The organism is Staphylococcus sp. 2S1, from assembly GCF_046721335.1.
GTDB classification, from domain to species: Bacteria; Bacillota; Bacilli; order Staphylococcales; family Staphylococcaceae; genus Staphylococcus; species Staphylococcus equorum_A.
The window spans coordinates 1,015,925-1,032,395 of the sequence record NZ_JBEUUJ010000003.1; the positions used below are offsets into that span (position 1 = coordinate 1,015,925).

General features: G+C 35.2%; 8 protein-coding genes and 3 pseudogenes. 6 read left to right on the top strand and 5 right to left on the bottom strand.

Translation table 11 applies throughout. The features are described 5' to 3' along the window. The first annotated feature begins 227 nt into the window (after positions 1-227). Positions 228-1,560: pseudogene (locus ABLV90_RS05400) on the top strand (sodium-dependent transporter). A gap of 394 nt (positions 1,561-1,954) precedes the next feature. Here the strand turns inward: ABLV90_RS05400 and ilvD are convergent. After that, positions 1,955-3,656 (bottom strand): annotated as a pseudogene (gene ilvD / locus ABLV90_RS05405) (dihydroxy-acid dehydratase). A 478-nt stretch (positions 3,657-4,134) separates the two neighbouring features. On the opposite strand from ilvD, the gene ABLV90_RS05410 reads away from it, so the two are divergent. Together ABLV90_RS05410 and ABLV90_RS05415 are read left to right on the top strand one after the other, a co-directional pair. Next, a complete protein-coding gene (locus ABLV90_RS05410) occupies positions 4,135-4,920 on the top strand; it encodes an arylamine N-acetyltransferase family protein (RefSeq protein WP_427705525.1) in 786 nt (261 codons plus the stop codon). 160 nt (positions 4,921-5,080) lie between these two features. Then, positions 5,081-6,053, top strand: a pseudogene (locus ABLV90_RS05415) (LysM peptidoglycan-binding domain-containing protein). A gap of 156 nt (positions 6,054-6,209) precedes the next feature. On the opposite strand, the gene ABLV90_RS05420 reads toward ABLV90_RS05415, so the two are convergent. Further along, on the bottom strand, positions 6,210-6,479 hold the full coding sequence (locus ABLV90_RS05420; RefSeq protein ID WP_460872305.1) for a hypothetical protein: 270 nt from the start codon (positions 6,477-6,479) through the stop codon (positions 6,210-6,212). A gap of 208 nt (positions 6,480-6,687) precedes the next feature. On the opposite strand from ABLV90_RS05420, the gene ABLV90_RS05425 reads away from it, so the two are divergent. Together ABLV90_RS05425 and ABLV90_RS05430 are read left to right on the top strand one after the other, a co-directional pair. Next, positions 6,688-7,539 carry a GNAT family N-acetyltransferase gene (locus ABLV90_RS05425; RefSeq protein ID WP_285324213.1) on the top strand — a complete coding sequence of 284 codons (852 nt, stop codon included), beginning with the start codon at positions 6,688-6,690 and terminating at the stop codon, positions 7,537-7,539. A gap of 109 nt (positions 7,540-7,648) precedes the next feature. After that, a complete protein-coding gene (locus ABLV90_RS05430) occupies positions 7,649-8,893 on the top strand; it encodes an ammonium transporter (protein ID WP_069816760.1) in 1,245 nt (414 codons plus the stop codon). A gap of 65 nt (positions 8,894-8,958) precedes the next feature. Here the strand turns inward: ABLV90_RS05430 and ABLV90_RS05435 are convergent, their stop codons facing one another. The 3 genes from ABLV90_RS05435 to gltC all read right to left on the bottom strand — a co-directional run bounded on the left by ABLV90_RS05435 (position 8,959) and on the right by gltC (position 11,835). Then, complete coding sequence (locus tag ABLV90_RS05435) at positions 8,959-9,744, bottom strand: YibE/F family protein (RefSeq protein ID WP_460872306.1); 786 nt, start codon at positions 9,742-9,744, stop codon at positions 8,959-8,961. Beyond that, positions 9,741-10,853, bottom strand: a complete 1,113-nt coding sequence (locus ABLV90_RS05440; RefSeq protein ID WP_069816764.1) for a YibE/F family protein — start codon at positions 10,851-10,853, stop codon at positions 9,741-9,743. The genes ABLV90_RS05435 and ABLV90_RS05440 overlap by 4 nt, the downstream gene beginning before the upstream one ends. Before the next feature lie 94 nt (positions 10,854-10,947). Then, positions 10,948-11,835, bottom strand: coding sequence for a glutamate biosynthesis transcriptional regulator GltC (gene gltC / locus ABLV90_RS05445; protein WP_460872307.1), 888 nt, complete (start codon positions 11,833-11,835; stop codon positions 10,948-10,950). Positions 11,836-11,971: 136 nt separating this feature from the next. Between gltC and gltB the strand changes: the two genes are divergently transcribed. Beyond that, positions 11,972-16,471: a glutamate synthase large subunit gene (gene gltB / locus ABLV90_RS05450; protein WP_460872308.1), complete on the top strand. Its 4,500-nt coding sequence runs from the start codon at positions 11,972-11,974 to the stop codon at positions 16,469-16,471.

Sequence of the window (16,471 nt, forward strand, 5' to 3'; positions counted from 1 at the left end):
AATTCAATGAGATGTCAGATAATTTTCAATATTAAAAGTATTGTGTTTTATAAACGTCATAAAATGTTCAATGTAACAGAACGCTTTCATGTTTTGTCTTAGGTTACATAGTGCGCACTATTCAATGAAATTTATATTGAGACAATTACTGAAAAATGTTATAGTAATTGCTATGTTACTAAAACGCTTTAACGCAATGAAGTTTTCTAAAACACAAAGGATGTAAAATTATGAGTAAACAATCACAATGGAAGTCGTCGACGGGCTTCATTTTAGCAAGTGCGGGATCTGCTATAGGACTAGGAGCAATGTGGAAATTTCCATATATGGCTGGTATATATGGCGGGGGCGCATTTTTATTAATGTTTTTAATATTTACGATAGTTGTCGGACTGCCCTTATTAATGATGGAATTTACTGTTGGTAAGATGGGGAAGACTTATACAACTGTAATTTATGAAAAGTTAACAAAGAAAAAATGGCTGAACGTTATCGGATGGAACGGTAATTTAGCTGTATTCATACTATTTGGGTTTTATAGTGTGATAGGCGGTTGGATTATCATCTATATATTTAATGTTGCGCTTCAAATATTAACCCTTAACGGTGGTCAATTAGGAAATATACAGTTTGAATCTATTATTAGTAATCCTTTCTTAACGATTACTGGGCAAGGCATCTTTATATTGTTAACGATGTTTATTGTGATGATGGGCGTTGAAAAAGGTTTAGAAAAAGCCTCTAAGTTTATGATGCCACTATTATTTATCTTTTTAATTGTTATTGTTATCAAATCGTTAACACTTGAAGGGTCATTTGAAGGTTTAAAATATATTTTACAACCACGTCTAGAAGAAATTTCTATGGAGGGTGTCTTATTTGCACTTGGGCAATCCTTCTTCACATTATCATTAGGGACGACGGGCATGATTACGTACGCGAGTTATGCTTCAAAAGAGATGACGATTAAGACTTCGGCGATTTCTATTGTAGCAATGAATATACTGGTTTCAATTTTGGCAGGTTTAGCTATATTTCCTGCAATTTCAGCATTCGGCTACAGCCCAACAGAAGGGCCTGGGTTACTATTTAAAGTATTACCAAAAGTATTTGATCAAATGGCATATGGACAAGGATTTTACCTAATCTTTTTAATCTTATTCTTATTTGCGAGCACTTACTTCTTCAATTTCACTATTAGAATTGAACGTTTCGAACTTCACAAAAAATGATAATGCAAAACGTAAGCCAGTTGCATTTTATGTAAGTATATTAGTGTTCGCAATCAGTATTCCAACAACACTATCGTTTGGAAGTTTAGGTCATATACAATTTGCCGCAGGTACTATTTTTGATAATATGGACTTTTTAGTTTCGAATATATTAATGCCACTGGGAGCATTAGGAACAACACTAGTTGTTGGTCAATTATTAGATAAAAATGATTTGAAAGCACATTTTGGTAAAGATAAACTCAGATTATTTATACCTTGGTATTACCTAATTAAATTTATTTTACCTGTAGTAATTATTTTGATTTTTGTAGTGCAATTCATATAAAAATTTAATATGACTCAGTTAACACTACCAATAAGGGCCTGATATTTAATTAAATATCAGGCCCTTAAAGCAATTTTAGAGATTATTTGCCAGTGAATAAACCGATAATTTTTTTGATGATATCAATGATAAAGCTCATATAACTCACCTCGCTTTGTTTTGTTATTTTCACTTTAATATAATTGTACTTAATTTTGTTTATAATTTCTTAAATAGTAACAAATTATTCGTAAGTGTGAATAATTTGAAAAATAAAACGACAACGCATGCAAAAGTGTTTTTCACGATTCTTTTTTAAAAAATATCCGAAAATAAAAAGCATTACCATAGAGAACAGGATAAATGTTCATTATGATAATGCTTTAGTTAAAATGGATAGAAACGTTTTAATATATTAGTCTGTGATAGCGCCTTTAGAAGCAGAAGACACGAGTTTAGCATATTTTGCGAGTGTGCCTCGTGTAGCTTTTGATGGTGGCGCCTGCCATTGCTGACTACGACGTTCAAGTTCTTCATCTGATACATCAAAGCTTATTTCAAGATTTTCAGCATCGATTGTAACTGTGTCGTTTTCTTCTAATAAGGCCATTGGTCCACCTACCATTGATTCAGGAGCAGCATGTCCGATTACGAGACCATGCGAACCACCTGAGAAGCGGCCATCTGTGACTAAAGCAACAGATTCGCCTAATCCTTTACCTACTAAAATAGATGATGCGGATAACATTTCAGGCATGCCAGGTGCACCTTTAGGGCCAGCATAACGGATAACTACGACGTCGCCAGGTTTAATATCGTCATTAAGAATCGCTTTTGTCGCTTTAGATTCAGAATCGAATACACGTGCAGGTCCTTTAATATAAGTTACACTTAATCCTGAAATTTTAGCAACTGCGCCTTCTGGTGCAAGATTACCTTTTAATATAACAAGTGGTCCAGTTGCATGTTTAGGCTTATCAAAGTTAATAATTTCTTTATTATCAGTTAAGCCAGGTTCGTTTTCTAAGTTTTCGGCAACAGTTTTACCAGTTACTGTTAAGCAGTCGCCATGGATTAAGCCATTGTCATAAAGTAATTTCATTACTCCAGGAATACCACCTGCTTCATCAAGATGTGCCATAACGTATTTACCGCTTGGTCTTAAGTCAGCAATGTGTGGTACGCGTTTACGAATTTTTTCAAAATCGTCAAGTGTCAGATCTACTTCAATCGTATGTGCAATAGCTAATAAATGTAAAATAGCATTTGTAGAACCACCTAGGGCCATAACGACTGTGATTGCATTTTCAAACGCTTCTTTTGTCATGATGTCTTTAGGATAAATATCTTGTTCTAATAATTTATAAACTGCTTTTCCGGCAGCTCTACTATCTTTCATTTTGTTTGTCGATACAGCTGGATGAGAGGCACTTCCAGGTAAACTCATGCCCATCGCTTCTATAGCTGAAGACATAGTATTTGCAGTGAACATACCACCACAAGCGCCCGCGCCAGGACATGCTGCACATTCTACTTTATGTAATGCTTCTTTGTCGATTTCTCCATTATTGTACTGACCTACGCCTTCAAATGCTGAAACGGCATCTAAATCTTTGCCATCTAATTTACCAGGCATAATCGTGCCACCAAATACGAAAACAGCAGGTAAGTTAAGACGTGCAATGCCGATCATACAACCAGGCATATTCTTATCACAGCCACCGATTGCCACAACGCCATCTAAATTCTCGGCGCTTACTACAGATTCGATTGAATCAGCAATAACTTCACGACTTGGTAGTGAGAAACGCATGCCATCTGTACCCATGGAAATACCGTCAGAGACAGTGATGGTGTTGAAAATAAGTGGTGAGGCACCGGCTTCACTAATGCCTTGTTTAGATGCACGCGCTAAACCATCAATGTGCATGTTACATGGTGTTACTTCACTCCATGTACTTGCTACACCAATCATCGGTTTTTTAAAATCTTCATCTTCAAAGCCAAGTGCACGTAGATAGGAACGGTTAGGTGTACGACTTACACCTTCACTAATGACTTTGCTCGCGGATACGCAAATCTTTTTTCTCTTCTGTATGTTCTGTTTCTTTAGTCAAAAAATTACCTCCATTAATAAGTCTATATTGTATGAATACTCTGAAAATTTAAAATAATCAAATGTTTTGTTCACTAAAAATATTTAATCCGTTTTTTAATGTAACCTGCATAGAAGTGTAAAATAGTTATGAATTTAAAATCACAGTGCTACATAGGGCTGTTGAGCCATTCGTAAAGCACTTTTTTTAAAATCATACTATATATGCTAAGTAAATTGAAAAGTGGTATTGAATATACACAGTATCGGTATATTTCCCTCATGTCAATATTAAAATGATTTATACAAATTATCATAACACCTATGATATGAAAGCGACATGTGAATACTAAGTATTTATGAAACTACAACATTTTAAGGTGGAGACACAAATTACATGACGCTTTCCACAAAACAGTCTGTTTGTCTGAAGTAGATTAAGTCGGCTAAAATAGTATTGTATAAACAATAGACTATCGTGTTAGAAGGGGTAACGGTAAATGACAAACTTTAAACGATTGGAAACGTACTTAAATATTAATTCTGATTATTACAATAAAGTCGATTTAGAGACGTTGAATCATTATATTCACCAATATGTACTACATGTGCCGTTTGAAAATATTAATGTTCAAAATAAGCAACCCATCGCACTAGATGATGAAACGATGCTTCATAAAATCATTCGAGCGCATAGAGGTGGTTTTTGTTATGAACAAAATAGATTGTTTCATAGCTTTTTAAAGGAAAAAGGTTTTGACGTTTATATGATTTCTGCAACTATTAATACAGGTGAAGGATGGGCAATGGAAGGGTCTCATATGGCTTTGATTGTACGTTTAAATCAGCATAAATATCTGATCGATGTTGGTTATGCGGATGTACCTAAAAAAGCGATGCCACTTATTAAGAATCAAAATGAAGTGAGCGATGTAAATGGTACATTTCAAGTGATACATATTGATGCGGATACGATTGAAATGCAAAAGTATAAAACAGATGATTGGGAAACACAATATAGAGCAATTGATATATCTAAAACGCTCAAAGATTTTGCGGCGGGAATTGAATTTAATCAGCATCATTCAGACTCTATTTTTGTTCGAAAATTATTGGTTAGCAAAGCCAAAACATACGGCAGAGTTACATTGTCTAATGCACATTTAACGATATCAAAAAATGGAGAAGTTCAAAAAATTCCAGTAACCCAAAATAATTATCAAGCTTTACTAAGTGATTACTTTGGGATAGACGATATTCGGATTCAAACATTTGAACAGCATTAAATGAATTGATAATCATGAAGGCGTTTATATTACGAGTAGTTCTTGTTTGTAATATGAATGTCATACAAATAATATACTCACGCCCAACTTTAAGCTGTATAATAATATAGTGAGCAATGAATGATAAAATGTAAAAAGAAATATTGGGAGGTTTACATAAGTGCGTAAAAAAATAATTGCAACTGTAATAGGTACAAGCGCGATAGCGGCTGTAACTTCAGTAAATGCTGATGCTCGCAACAACTTATAAAGTTAAGAGTGGGGACTCTCTGTGGTCAATAGCAAATAAATATGATATTTCAATTTCAAAATTGAAATCGTTGAATAATTTGACGTCTAACGTTATTTTTCCTAACCAAACATTGAAAGTTTCTGGTTCAACAAGTACATCAACGAATACATCATCAGGATCAACATATACAGTAAAATCTGGAGACACGTTATCAGGTATCGCCGCTAAACACGGTACGACTTACCAAAAAATCATGAACTTAAATAATTTATCAAATACTAACATTTATCCAGGACAGAAGTTGAAGGTATCGGGAACAGCTTCAACTGGTGGTTCAAGTTCATCAGGTGGGACGAGCAGTGGTAGTACAACGACATATACAGTGAAATCAGGCGATTCTTTATCAGCAATCGCCGCAAGATATGGCACGACTTACCAAAAAATCATGAGTTTAAATGGTTTATCAAATACTAATATTTATCCAGGACAGAAGTTGAAAGTTTCAGGGACAGCTTCAACTGGTGGATCAGGTTCATCAGGGTCTACAGGTTATAACACACCGATATTTAATCATTCCAATTTGTATGACTGGGGCCAATGCACATGGCACGTATTTAACAAACGTGCACAAATTGGTAAAGGCATTAGTACATATTGGTGGAATGCTAATAGTTGGGATACTGGCGCAGCAGCTGATGGTTATACAGTTGACCATAAGGCAACAGTGGGCTCTATTTTACAATCTGATCAAGGTTATTATGGTCATGTTGCATTCGTAGAATCTGTTAATTCTAACGGTAGTATTACTATTTCAGAAATGAATTACGGTGCATCACCAGGTATTGTAACTTACAGAACGATTCCTGCATCACAAGTAAGTTCATATAAATATATTCACTAATTTGAAAAGTGCTTCTGATGTATTTTAAAACGAATACGTTAGAAGCATTTTTATGTTGTTTTTTAAAAAAATTGCCAACAGAGCGCGTGTCCCTGTTGGCAGATTGATTTTATAGTAATTAGTTGTGAAAAGGTTTTTCCTAAAGAAAATGAGAGATTATGCTTCTTTACGTATAGATTGTACACGTTTAGCAGTCGTGAATAATGTGCTAGTCGCTGTGAAAGTTGAAAAAACTTTAACGAATTTACGCGGTGATTTTAATGCTGTATAAAAATCGAGTACCGCACCCGCACTTGTGATTGCCATGCTAGCGTAAAGTAATTTTTTGTTTTTTGATTGATAGGCGTACCAGTTGAAACCTTCTACGGCAATACCTACAAAATTGATTGTATTAGAAATGCGATTAATGCTTGGTTTTTTAGCCATTTTTATTGTATCCTCCATTTTGAAAGTGAATATATTGTTCAATATTATAACATTTTATGAGTTGATTGTTATGTTCCACACTGTGATGTTGCTCTAAATGAGATGTTCTCGAATAATAAAATATGATAACATAAGCGCAGTTAGTTTGAAAATGGTACGATTATTTCCGTATAAATAAAAAATTGAAATACGTTTGGAGTGCGTAGTTATGATTAAATGTGTTTGTTTAGTTGTTGAAGAAAATGACGAATTACTACTAGTACAAGCTAGAGATAGAGAGAAATATTATTTTCCAGGCGGTAAAATAGATGGTGATGAAACTTATAAGCAAGCATTACAGAGAGAGTTGAAAGAGGAACTGCAAGTTGATGTATCGGAAAACTCGCTCATTTATATGGACACAGTTATTGGAGATGCTTATCCACAGCACAATGAGCAGACAGAACTGAATTGTTTTTATACAACAGAACAAATAGATTGGTCTAATGTTGCAACTGACCAAGAAATTACAGATGTAAAATGGATTCATAAGCTAGAGTTCAATAAAATCGCACCTGCAGTAGTGACTTGGATAAATGAACAATTAGAAAATATATTTATGATTCCATATCGTGCAGAACTTGTTTCAGATATTGAAAAAATCACAATTACGTCAGGAGACCATCAATTTACTAAAACGCCAAAAGTGAATATTGAACTTGCGCAACGCGACTCGGAACGTCATCCTGTACTCGTATATAACGATGAGCAACAATGTATAGGCTTTTTTACACTCCATGAAGGTGCGGGTGTAGCGCCTTATTCATTAAATAAAAATGCAATGTTTTTTAGGTCTTTTAGTGTAGATGCACATTATCGAGGACGTGGTTATGGAAAACAAATTATTCAAGCGTTGCCAGAATATATACATCGCCACTTTCCTAATATCGATGAAATTTGCCTGGCGGTCAATGATAATAATGAAGTAGCTCAAAAATTATATCGACAGTGTCATTATAACGAAGTAGGTGAAACCTTATTAGAAGGTAGACCTGTTTATATCTTACAGCAACAAATATAATCAACTTAAAAATGCGTCATGTAAGTTAACATACAATGTTAATTTATATGACGCATTTTTGCTATTCATTTTGACCGGGGGTATGATTTTGATCAAAGGAGTGATTTAGATGAATATGAATGATACTTTATTTTTATTTTTGTGTACGTTACTTGTATGGTTAATGACGCCAGGGTTGAGTTTGTTTTATGGTGGGCTTGTACAATCTAAAAATGTGTTGAATACAGTTATGCAAAGTATGTCTGCGATTGTTGTTGTGACATTCGCGTGGGTTATTTTAGGTTTTAGCTTAAGCTTTGGTCCAGGAAATACTATTATAGGAGACTTTACATACTTGGGGTTAAAACAAGTTGGCTTTAATACACAAGATGATATTGCTACGCATATTCCTATAGCGCTTTTTATGCTGTTTCAATTAATGTTTTGTACCATTGCTGTATCGATTTTGTCAGGATCAATTGCAGAAAAAATGAAGTTTATACCCTATTTAATTTTTGTATTTTTATGGGTTCTTTTAGTTTACAGTCCAGTTGCACATTGGGTATGGGGAGGTGGCTGGATTCATAAATTAGGTGCGATAGATTATGCAGGGGGTACAGTAGTTCATATTACATCAGGAGTATCAGGACTAGTATTGGCCTTGATGATAGGTGCAGGGAAAAATTTTGATAAACGACCACCTCATAATCTTATTATTACGCTAGTAGGTGGCATATTAGTATGGGTTGGTTGGTATGGGTTTAACGTGGGAAGCGCATTAACATTCAATGATATTGCTATGACTTCTTTTGTAAATACTGTTTTAGCGGCAAGTGCGGGTTCGTTGGGATGGTTGCTTATAGAGTACATTATGAAAAAAACAACAAGTTTGATTGGTATGTTATCAGGAATGTTAGCCGGTTTAGTAGCAATTACGCCTTCTGCCGGATTTGTAGACTATATGAGTGCAATAGCGATTGCATTGATTGGTGGCGTTAGTTGTTATTTTGCAATTAATTATATTAAAGTGAAACTAAAATATAATGATGCATTGGATGCTTTTGGTATACATGGTATCGGTGGTATTATCGGTGCAATTTTAACAGGTGTCTTTCAATCTCATAAAGTGAATGATGAAATAGTAAATGGATTACTTTTTGGTGGCAATTTACAAACTGTTTGGGCACAATTGATTGCAGTTTTTGTAACAGTTGTTTTTAGCGGTTGCTTAACGTTTTTAATTGCAAAAGGAATAACATTATTTAGTGCTTTAGGCACAGACAAAGTTGAAGAAGTAAATGGATTGGATTATGTTGTTCATGGAGAACGTGCTTATTTCAGTGGAGAGTTAAATAAATTTAATAAGCTGCCTTAATGGATTGAAGAAAAAATAAGTCAAAACCACTCATCTAATATTTAATACAAGATGAGTGGTTTTGTTTATTTATACGTATGCTTTATAGGTAATTTCATTTTTTGTTCCTTTTTGATTAATAGCGAGGACAGCCAAGCCGTAATAGGGATGCTTATCGCAATCGCAATACCGCCTAATAAAATAGAGATAAATTCTTGAGCGAATATTTTAGAATTAATGATATGACCAAAGGAATAATTTAATTTGAAAAACCAGAAAAATAATGTGAGTTGGCCTCCAAAATAAGCGAGATAAATTGTATTAGCTGATGTGGCTAAGATTTCTCTGCCTACACGCATTCCTGAATAAAATAGTTCTTTTTGAGTTAAATCAGGGTTGGTCTCACTTAATTCATACATGGGTGAACTAATTGTAATAGCTAAATCAATGACAGCGACTATGACTGCAAGGACTATGGTGAAGACCATGAATTTAACCATGTCTATACCGATATTCATAGAGAAAATGTACGTTTCATCTTGTTGCTCAGTTGTGAAACCTTGTAGGTTACCGATAGATACAGAAAAGTAGATGGCTGCAATCAAGATGACTGTTGTTAGAATCGTTGCGTAAAAAGCTGCCTGTGTCTTGGTATTATAACTATTAAGTACAAATAGATTACACGTCGCGATAACGATACAAAAAATTAAGGTTACAAGATAAACCGGTGCGCCAAACATAATGATAATCAAGCTTATTAATAGGATGACAAAGTTTAAGAATAATGTCAGATAAGAGATGAGCCCTTTTTTACCACCAAAAATAAGCATGAGTATGAACAGTATAATACCTAAAATTGTTATTGCACTCATTGTTTAGCACCTCGCATTTTGAACCATACTTGCATCAATAATATTGTAATAGGAATTGTTAAGACGATACCAATACCGCCTGTAATTGCCCGGGAAATTTCTAATGACCAATTCATAGAGATTGTGTAGGTAATGGTATTTGCATTTTTTAAATAAATAAGTAACATCGGTAAGCTTCCAGATAAATAAGAGAAGAGTAAAATGTTGGTCATCGTCCCCATAATATCTTGGCCAATATTTCGTCCGGCAAGTGCCCAACGCGTCATACTAATATGAGGTGTTCGACGTAGGATTTCAGTCATCCCGCTTGCAATTGTAATGGCGACATCCATTACTGCACCAAGTGACCCAATCATTACCGATGCGAGAAAGACTTCTTTAGGTGGTAATGTTAAGAAACTCATCGTTTCAAATTTTAATCCTTCGCCACCAGTCATTTGAATTACTAATTGTGTTAACCCAACGCATATAAATGTACCAAGCAAGGTACTAACAATAGTAATGAGTGTGCGCCATTGCCAACCCGTAACTAGCAATAAGGTTAATGTAGTAGATATGATAACTCCGATACTCATTAGACTGAATAAAGTCATAATATGGAATTGGTTATAAATATAAATCGCTAGAATGACGACGGCTGTGTTAATTGCCAAAGATAAAATGGATTGAAGTCCGATTTTCCTGCCTACAAGAAGTACCGTTAATAAAAATAAACCTGTCACGGCTACTACGAGGCTATCACGCTTTTTCTCTAATATATATGCGTCATTTGGATGTTTATCGATATGTAGTAAGACTTTATTATTTTTAGAAAATTTTTCACTATCTGCTTGAGATTCATAATATTCATGTGGAATCGTTGCAGTTTGACCTTCAAATTTTCCGTTTAAAATTGTAAGTTTCAATGTTTCTGTATGTTTTATATCTTTATTATGATGGTCATCTGTGGTTTTAGATGTAGATTTATTTTCAATATTTGTAATTTGACCAATAGGTGTATCGTAAAACTTAGCGTTTACAAATGTGAAAATAAACAACCCAATAAATATGATGCAAAACAACAATAATACCCAATTGAAAGGGCGTTTGATTAGTGTTTTGATTGGCATCGCTCTAATTCAATCCTCTCTTTATAGACAATGCGATTATACGCGTCTCATATGTTGAATTCAACGATTTATAGGTTTGCGTATGAATTTTGAATTAGTGATACGTTGTACTACGACTCAACAATTGATCGATCATTGAAAGCATTAAGCGAATGTCGTTTTTACGATTATCTTGGCGCATCACACTACAAATTGTGCGTTTTAGCTCTGTATGTCCGAGAGAGATGTCCACCCATTTATCAGGGTTCTTCTCTAGTAGGTGATAGGAAGTCGCGATAATATATCCACGCTCTTTATTTAAAATGTATTGTGCGAGTTGTGGATGGGTAATGGTACGTATTGGTTTTACTACAATATTGGCTAATATTTGCTTGATATGCGGAGGTAACGGATAAAGTTCGTAAATTATTTTGTCTGAGAACTGTACTAGAGGCGGGTGAGTTGCCATAGTAATTGGTGCGTCTTTAGGGGCGTAGACGTGGTAGTTTTCCTCGAACAAAGCATTTACTTTTAGTTCGCGATTTTGTTTGATGTCATTTGATAAATCGGTAAATGCAATATCGATTTGATCAGTGGTTAAAGCATTTAAAATTTCACTTTCTTCCATTAGAATAGGTTCGACAATTGAATCGCTCTGATTTTCAAAAGATTGTATTAATAGCGTGAGTACTTGTGAGATATAACTTTCAACATAACCGATACGAATAATAAAATGATTGGATTCTGATTGTTTATGAAATAGACGGACAGTTTCGTCGAATTGATCTATAATTTTAGTTGCTTCTGAAAATAATTGCTTCCCTTCATCGGTAAGATAAATATTGCGGCCTTCTCTATTAAATAATTTAACTTGTAATTCTTTTTCGAGTTGCGTAATTTGACGACTTATTGCAGATTGTGCGATTTCTAATTCAAGTGCGGCTTCTGATAAATGCTCTCTTTTTGCGACTTCTATAAAGTATTTTAGTTGTTTGATTTCCATTGTATCCCCCAAATTCAAAAACATTCTAATAATTAGAATAATATCATCTATTTTATATATTGAACAGATTGATCAACTACTATATAGTTTACTTACTAATTTAATATTCAGAATTTTCGAAAAAGAGGTGAAGATCATGCTCGAATACAATAAGAAAATTGGCTTATATGATAGTCGTGAGGAACATGATGCATGTGGTATTGGCTTTTATGCCAATATGGATAACGAAAGGAACCATGCTATTGTCGAAAAATCATTGGAGATCTTGCGTAGGTTAGATCACCGTGGCGGTCTTGGTGCAGACAGTGTGACAGGTGATGGTGCAGGGATTATGACCGAAGTGCCATACGATTATTTTTCAAAACAAACGGACTTTAATTTGCCTGAAGAAGGTCAATATGCCGTTGGGATGTTTTTTACAAATGAATCGATTGCTGGTTCTCAGCACGAGGCACAGTTTAATGCACACTTTGAAGCGGAAGGATTAAGCGTAATTGGTTATAGAGATGTACCTGTAGACATTAATGCAATTGCTTCACATGTTGCCGATACAATGCCTTTTATTCAACAAGTGTTCGTGGCATTAAATGATGTTTCACATGTAGATCGTAAATTATTTTTAGCGCGAAAACAAATTGAAAATTATGCGAATCAGCAACAACTAGATTTATATTTTACAAGTCTGTCGAATAGAACGATTGTATATAAAGGATGGTTGCGTTCGGATCAGATTAAGGCTTTATATCAAGATTTGAATCACGAATCTTATGTTTCGAAATTAGGACTTGTTCATTCGCGTTTCAGTACAAATACCTTTCCAAGTTGGAAACGTGCACATCCTAATAGATTACTTATGCATAACGGTGAGATCAATACGATTAAAGGTAATGTAAACTGGATGCGCGCTAGACAAGATGAGCTGATTGAAACTATTTTTGGCGACGAAAAGGACAAGGTAAAAGAAATTATTGATGAAGATGGCAGTGACTCGGCTATAGTCGATAATGCTTTAGAATTTTTATCATTAGCTATGGAGCCTGAAAGAGCGACGATGCTCATGATTCCAGAGCCTTGGTTATACAACAAAGCTAACGATGCGAATGTACGTGCTTTCTATGAGTATTATAGTTATTTAATGGAACCATGGGATGGACCGACGATGATTTCGTTTTGTAATGGAGACAAGATTGGTGCTTTAACGGATAGAAATGGCTTAAGACCAGGACGTTATACTATAACGAAAGATAATTACATTGTCTTTTCATCTGAAGTTGGTGTTGTTGATGTACCTGAAAAGAACGTTGCGTTTAAAGGTCAGTTGAACCCTGGGAAGTTATTACTTGTTGATTTTAACCAACATAAAGTGATTGAAAATAATGAGTTAAAAGCAAATATCGCAGATGAACTGCCTTATGAAAGTTGGTTAAACCAGTTTAAAGTAGATTTGGATTTAGAAAATGTGACGTATAAATCATCTGAGTGGGATAGTGCAACATTGAATCGATTGCAAAAACAATTTGTCTATACCAAAGAAGAAATGGATAAATACATGACAGAACTGGTTGATAATAAAAAAGATCCAATCGGGGCAATGGGTTATGACGTACCTATTGCAGTATTAAACGAAAAAAATGAAACACTTTTTAATTATTTCAAGCAATTATTCGCTCAAGTAACAAACCCGCCTATTGACGCTTATCGTGAAAAAATTGTCACGAGTGAGTTAGCTTATTTAGGCGACGAAGGGAATTTGTTAAATCCTAATGAGGATGTGTTAAATAGAATTCAGCTTAAACGTCCTGTGATGACAGAAGCGCAACTTGAGGAAATTGAACAGAGTAGATTTAACGTAAAACATCTATCAACTGTTTATAAAGACGATTTAGAAGCAGCATTAGACGCTTTAGGGGGTAAAGCGATACGTGCTGTTAAAGAAGGCAGTGAAATTTTAGTATTAGATGATCGTACACTTGTAACAGAAAAAGGTTATGCAATGCCTATATTACTTGCGGTGAGTCATATTCATCAATTGCTTATCCGAGAAGGCCTACGTATGCGTACGAGTATTGTTGCTTTGTCAGGAGAAACAAGAGAGGTACATCATGTTGCATGCTTATTAGGTTACGGTGCAAACGCGGTAGTACCTTATTTAGCACAACGTACGATTGAACAATTGGTCTTGAGCCAACGTTTAGAAGGGGATATTTCTGAAAATGTTCAAACCTATACACATACCTTGTCTGAAGGTGTCATCAAAGTAATGGCTAAGATGGGTATTTCTACAGTTCAAAGTTATCAAGGGGCACAGATTTTTGAAGCTGTAGGACTTTCAAATGAAATTGTAGACAAATATTTCACTGGCACACAGTCCAAGTTATCTGGGATAACGATGGATTTAATTGATAAAGAAAATAAAGCGAGACAAACACCTGAGAGTGAATACATTGAGTCAGGTAGTACGTTCCAATGGCGCAAACAAGGACAACATCACGCTTTTAATCCAACTTCGATACATTTATTGCAACATGCATGTCGCTTAAACGATTATGAAAAATTCAAAGCATTTTCAAATGAAGTTAATCATAAGCGAACAGACCATATTCGTCATTTGATGGAATTTAAAAAGCAGAAATCAATAGATATCGATAAAGTTGAACCTGCGAGTAAGATTGTACAACGTTTCAATACTGGAGCGATGAGTTATGGGTCGATTTCAGAAGAGGCACATCAGACACTTGCAGAAGCAATGAATCAAATGGGCGGTAAAAGTAATAGTGGTGAAGGCGGCGAAAATCCTGAACGTTTTGTAATAGATGAAGAAGGTAAAAATCGTTCAAGTGCTATTAAACAAGTTGCTTCAGGTCGCTTTGGAGTAACAAGTGATTACTTACAACATGCAAAAGAAATACAAATTAAAGTTGCGCAAGGCGCTAAACCAGGGGAAGGCGGACAACTACCAGGTACGAAAGTATATCCATGGATTGCGGAAGTAAGGGGTTCTACACCAGGTATTGGCTTAATATCACCACCGCCACATCACGATATTTATTCAATAGAAGATTTAGCACAATTAATTCACGATTTAAAAAATGCCAATAAAGATGCAAATATTACAGTTAAACTTGTCTCTAAAACAGGTGTCGGTACGATTGCGGCAGGTGTCGCGAAAGCATACGCTGATAAAATCGTAATCAGTGGTTATGATGGTGGGACAGGAGCATCACCTAAAACAAGCATTCAACATGCGGGCGTGCCATGGGAAATTGGTCTATCAGAGACGCATCAAACCTTAATGATGAACGGCTTAAGATCAAGAGTGAAAGTGGAAACCGATGGCAAATTACTTACAGGTAAAGATGTCGCTTATGCATGTGCATTAGGTGCTGAAGAATTTGGTTTTGCCACTGCACCGCTAGTAGTTATGGGATGTATTATGATGCGCGTATGTCATAAAGATACATGTCCAGTAGGTATCGCTACACAAAATCAAGATTTACGCGCGTTATTCAATGGTAGAGCAGACCATGTAGTTAATTTCATGCATTTTGTAGCGGAAGAATTAAGAGAAATATTAGCTGAACTCGGTTTGAAATCAGTCGATGAATTAGTAGGGAGAACGGATTTATTACAACGAAGTAGCCAGTTATCATCACGTCGCTCTAAAGCGACTACTATGAATGTTGAAGCGTTGTTGTATCAACATGAAGGTGACAGATTTAATAAAATAAAACAAAATCATCATCTTGATGAAGGGTTTGATTTAACGAGATTGTATCCTGACGCACAAACAGCTATTGAAAAAGGTGAAGCATTTACAGGTAAATATAAATTGAAAAATGAACAAAGAGACGTAGGTGTAATCACTGGTAGTGCAATTACTAGAATTCATGGCTCTGAAGGTTTACCTGAAGACACGATTTATGCCCAAACACAGGGTCATGGTGGGCAAAGTTTAGCAACATATACGCCTAGTGGATTAACGATTCATCATACAGGTGACGCAAATGATTACGTTGGTAAAGGATTATCTGGCGGTAAGATTATTGTGAAAGCGCCGAATAAACATCGTGAAAATGAAATTATTATTGGTAATGTTTGTTTTTACGGTGCATCACATGGTAAAGCGTATATTAATGGTAAGGCAGGAGAACGTTTCTGTATCCGAAATAGTGGTGTACAAGCAGTTGTCGAAGGTATTGGCGACCACGGGCTTGAATATATGACTGGCGGACGCGTCGTTATACTTGGAGATGTAGGTAAAAACTTTGGCCAAGGTATGAGTGGCGGCGTGAGTTACATTTTCCCATCAGACGTTGAAGCTTTTAGAAAAGAACATAAATTAGACAGTCTAGATTTCGATACGATTAGTGTAAAAGCAGAGCGTGAAATTTTGAAAGACATGCTACAAGCTCATGTTAAATATACACAGAGCACAAAAGCACAAGCTATTCTAAATGATTTTGAAAATGTGGCACAAAAAGTAGTCAAAGTAGTTCCGAAAGACTATAAATTAATGATGCAAAAAATAGAATTACAAAAACGTGATTCGAGTGAATTAGATGAAGCGTTGTTGAATGCATTTAATGATAAACGTACAAGCTTAGCATCAGAAGAACAGCAGACTGCCGTATATTAA

Coding starts and splice junctions, on each gene's coding strand:
- ABLV90_RS05410 (WP_427705525.1), top strand. CDS start 4,135: ATGACAAACTTTAAACGATTGGAAACGTACTTAAATATTAATTCTGAT.
- ABLV90_RS05420 (WP_460872305.1), bottom strand. CDS start 6,479: ATGGCTAAAAAACCAAGCATTAATCGCATTTCTAATACAATCAATTTT.
- ABLV90_RS05425 (WP_285324213.1), top strand. CDS start 6,688: ATGATTAAATGTGTTTGTTTAGTTGTTGAAGAAAATGACGAATTACTA.
- ABLV90_RS05430 (WP_069816760.1), top strand. CDS start 7,649: ATGAATATGAATGATACTTTATTTTTATTTTTGTGTACGTTACTTGTA.
- ABLV90_RS05435 (WP_460872306.1), bottom strand. CDS start 9,744: ATGAGTGCAATAACAATTTTAGGTATTATACTGTTCATACTCATGCTT.
- ABLV90_RS05440 (WP_069816764.1), bottom strand. CDS start 10,853: ATGCCAATCAAAACACTAATCAAACGCCCTTTCAATTGGGTATTATTG.
- gltC (WP_460872307.1), bottom strand. CDS start 11,835: ATGGAAATCAAACAACTAAAATACTTTATAGAAGTCGCAAAAAGAGAG.
- gltB (WP_460872308.1), top strand. CDS start 11,972: ATGCTCGAATACAATAAGAAAATTGGCTTATATGATAGTCGTGAGGAA.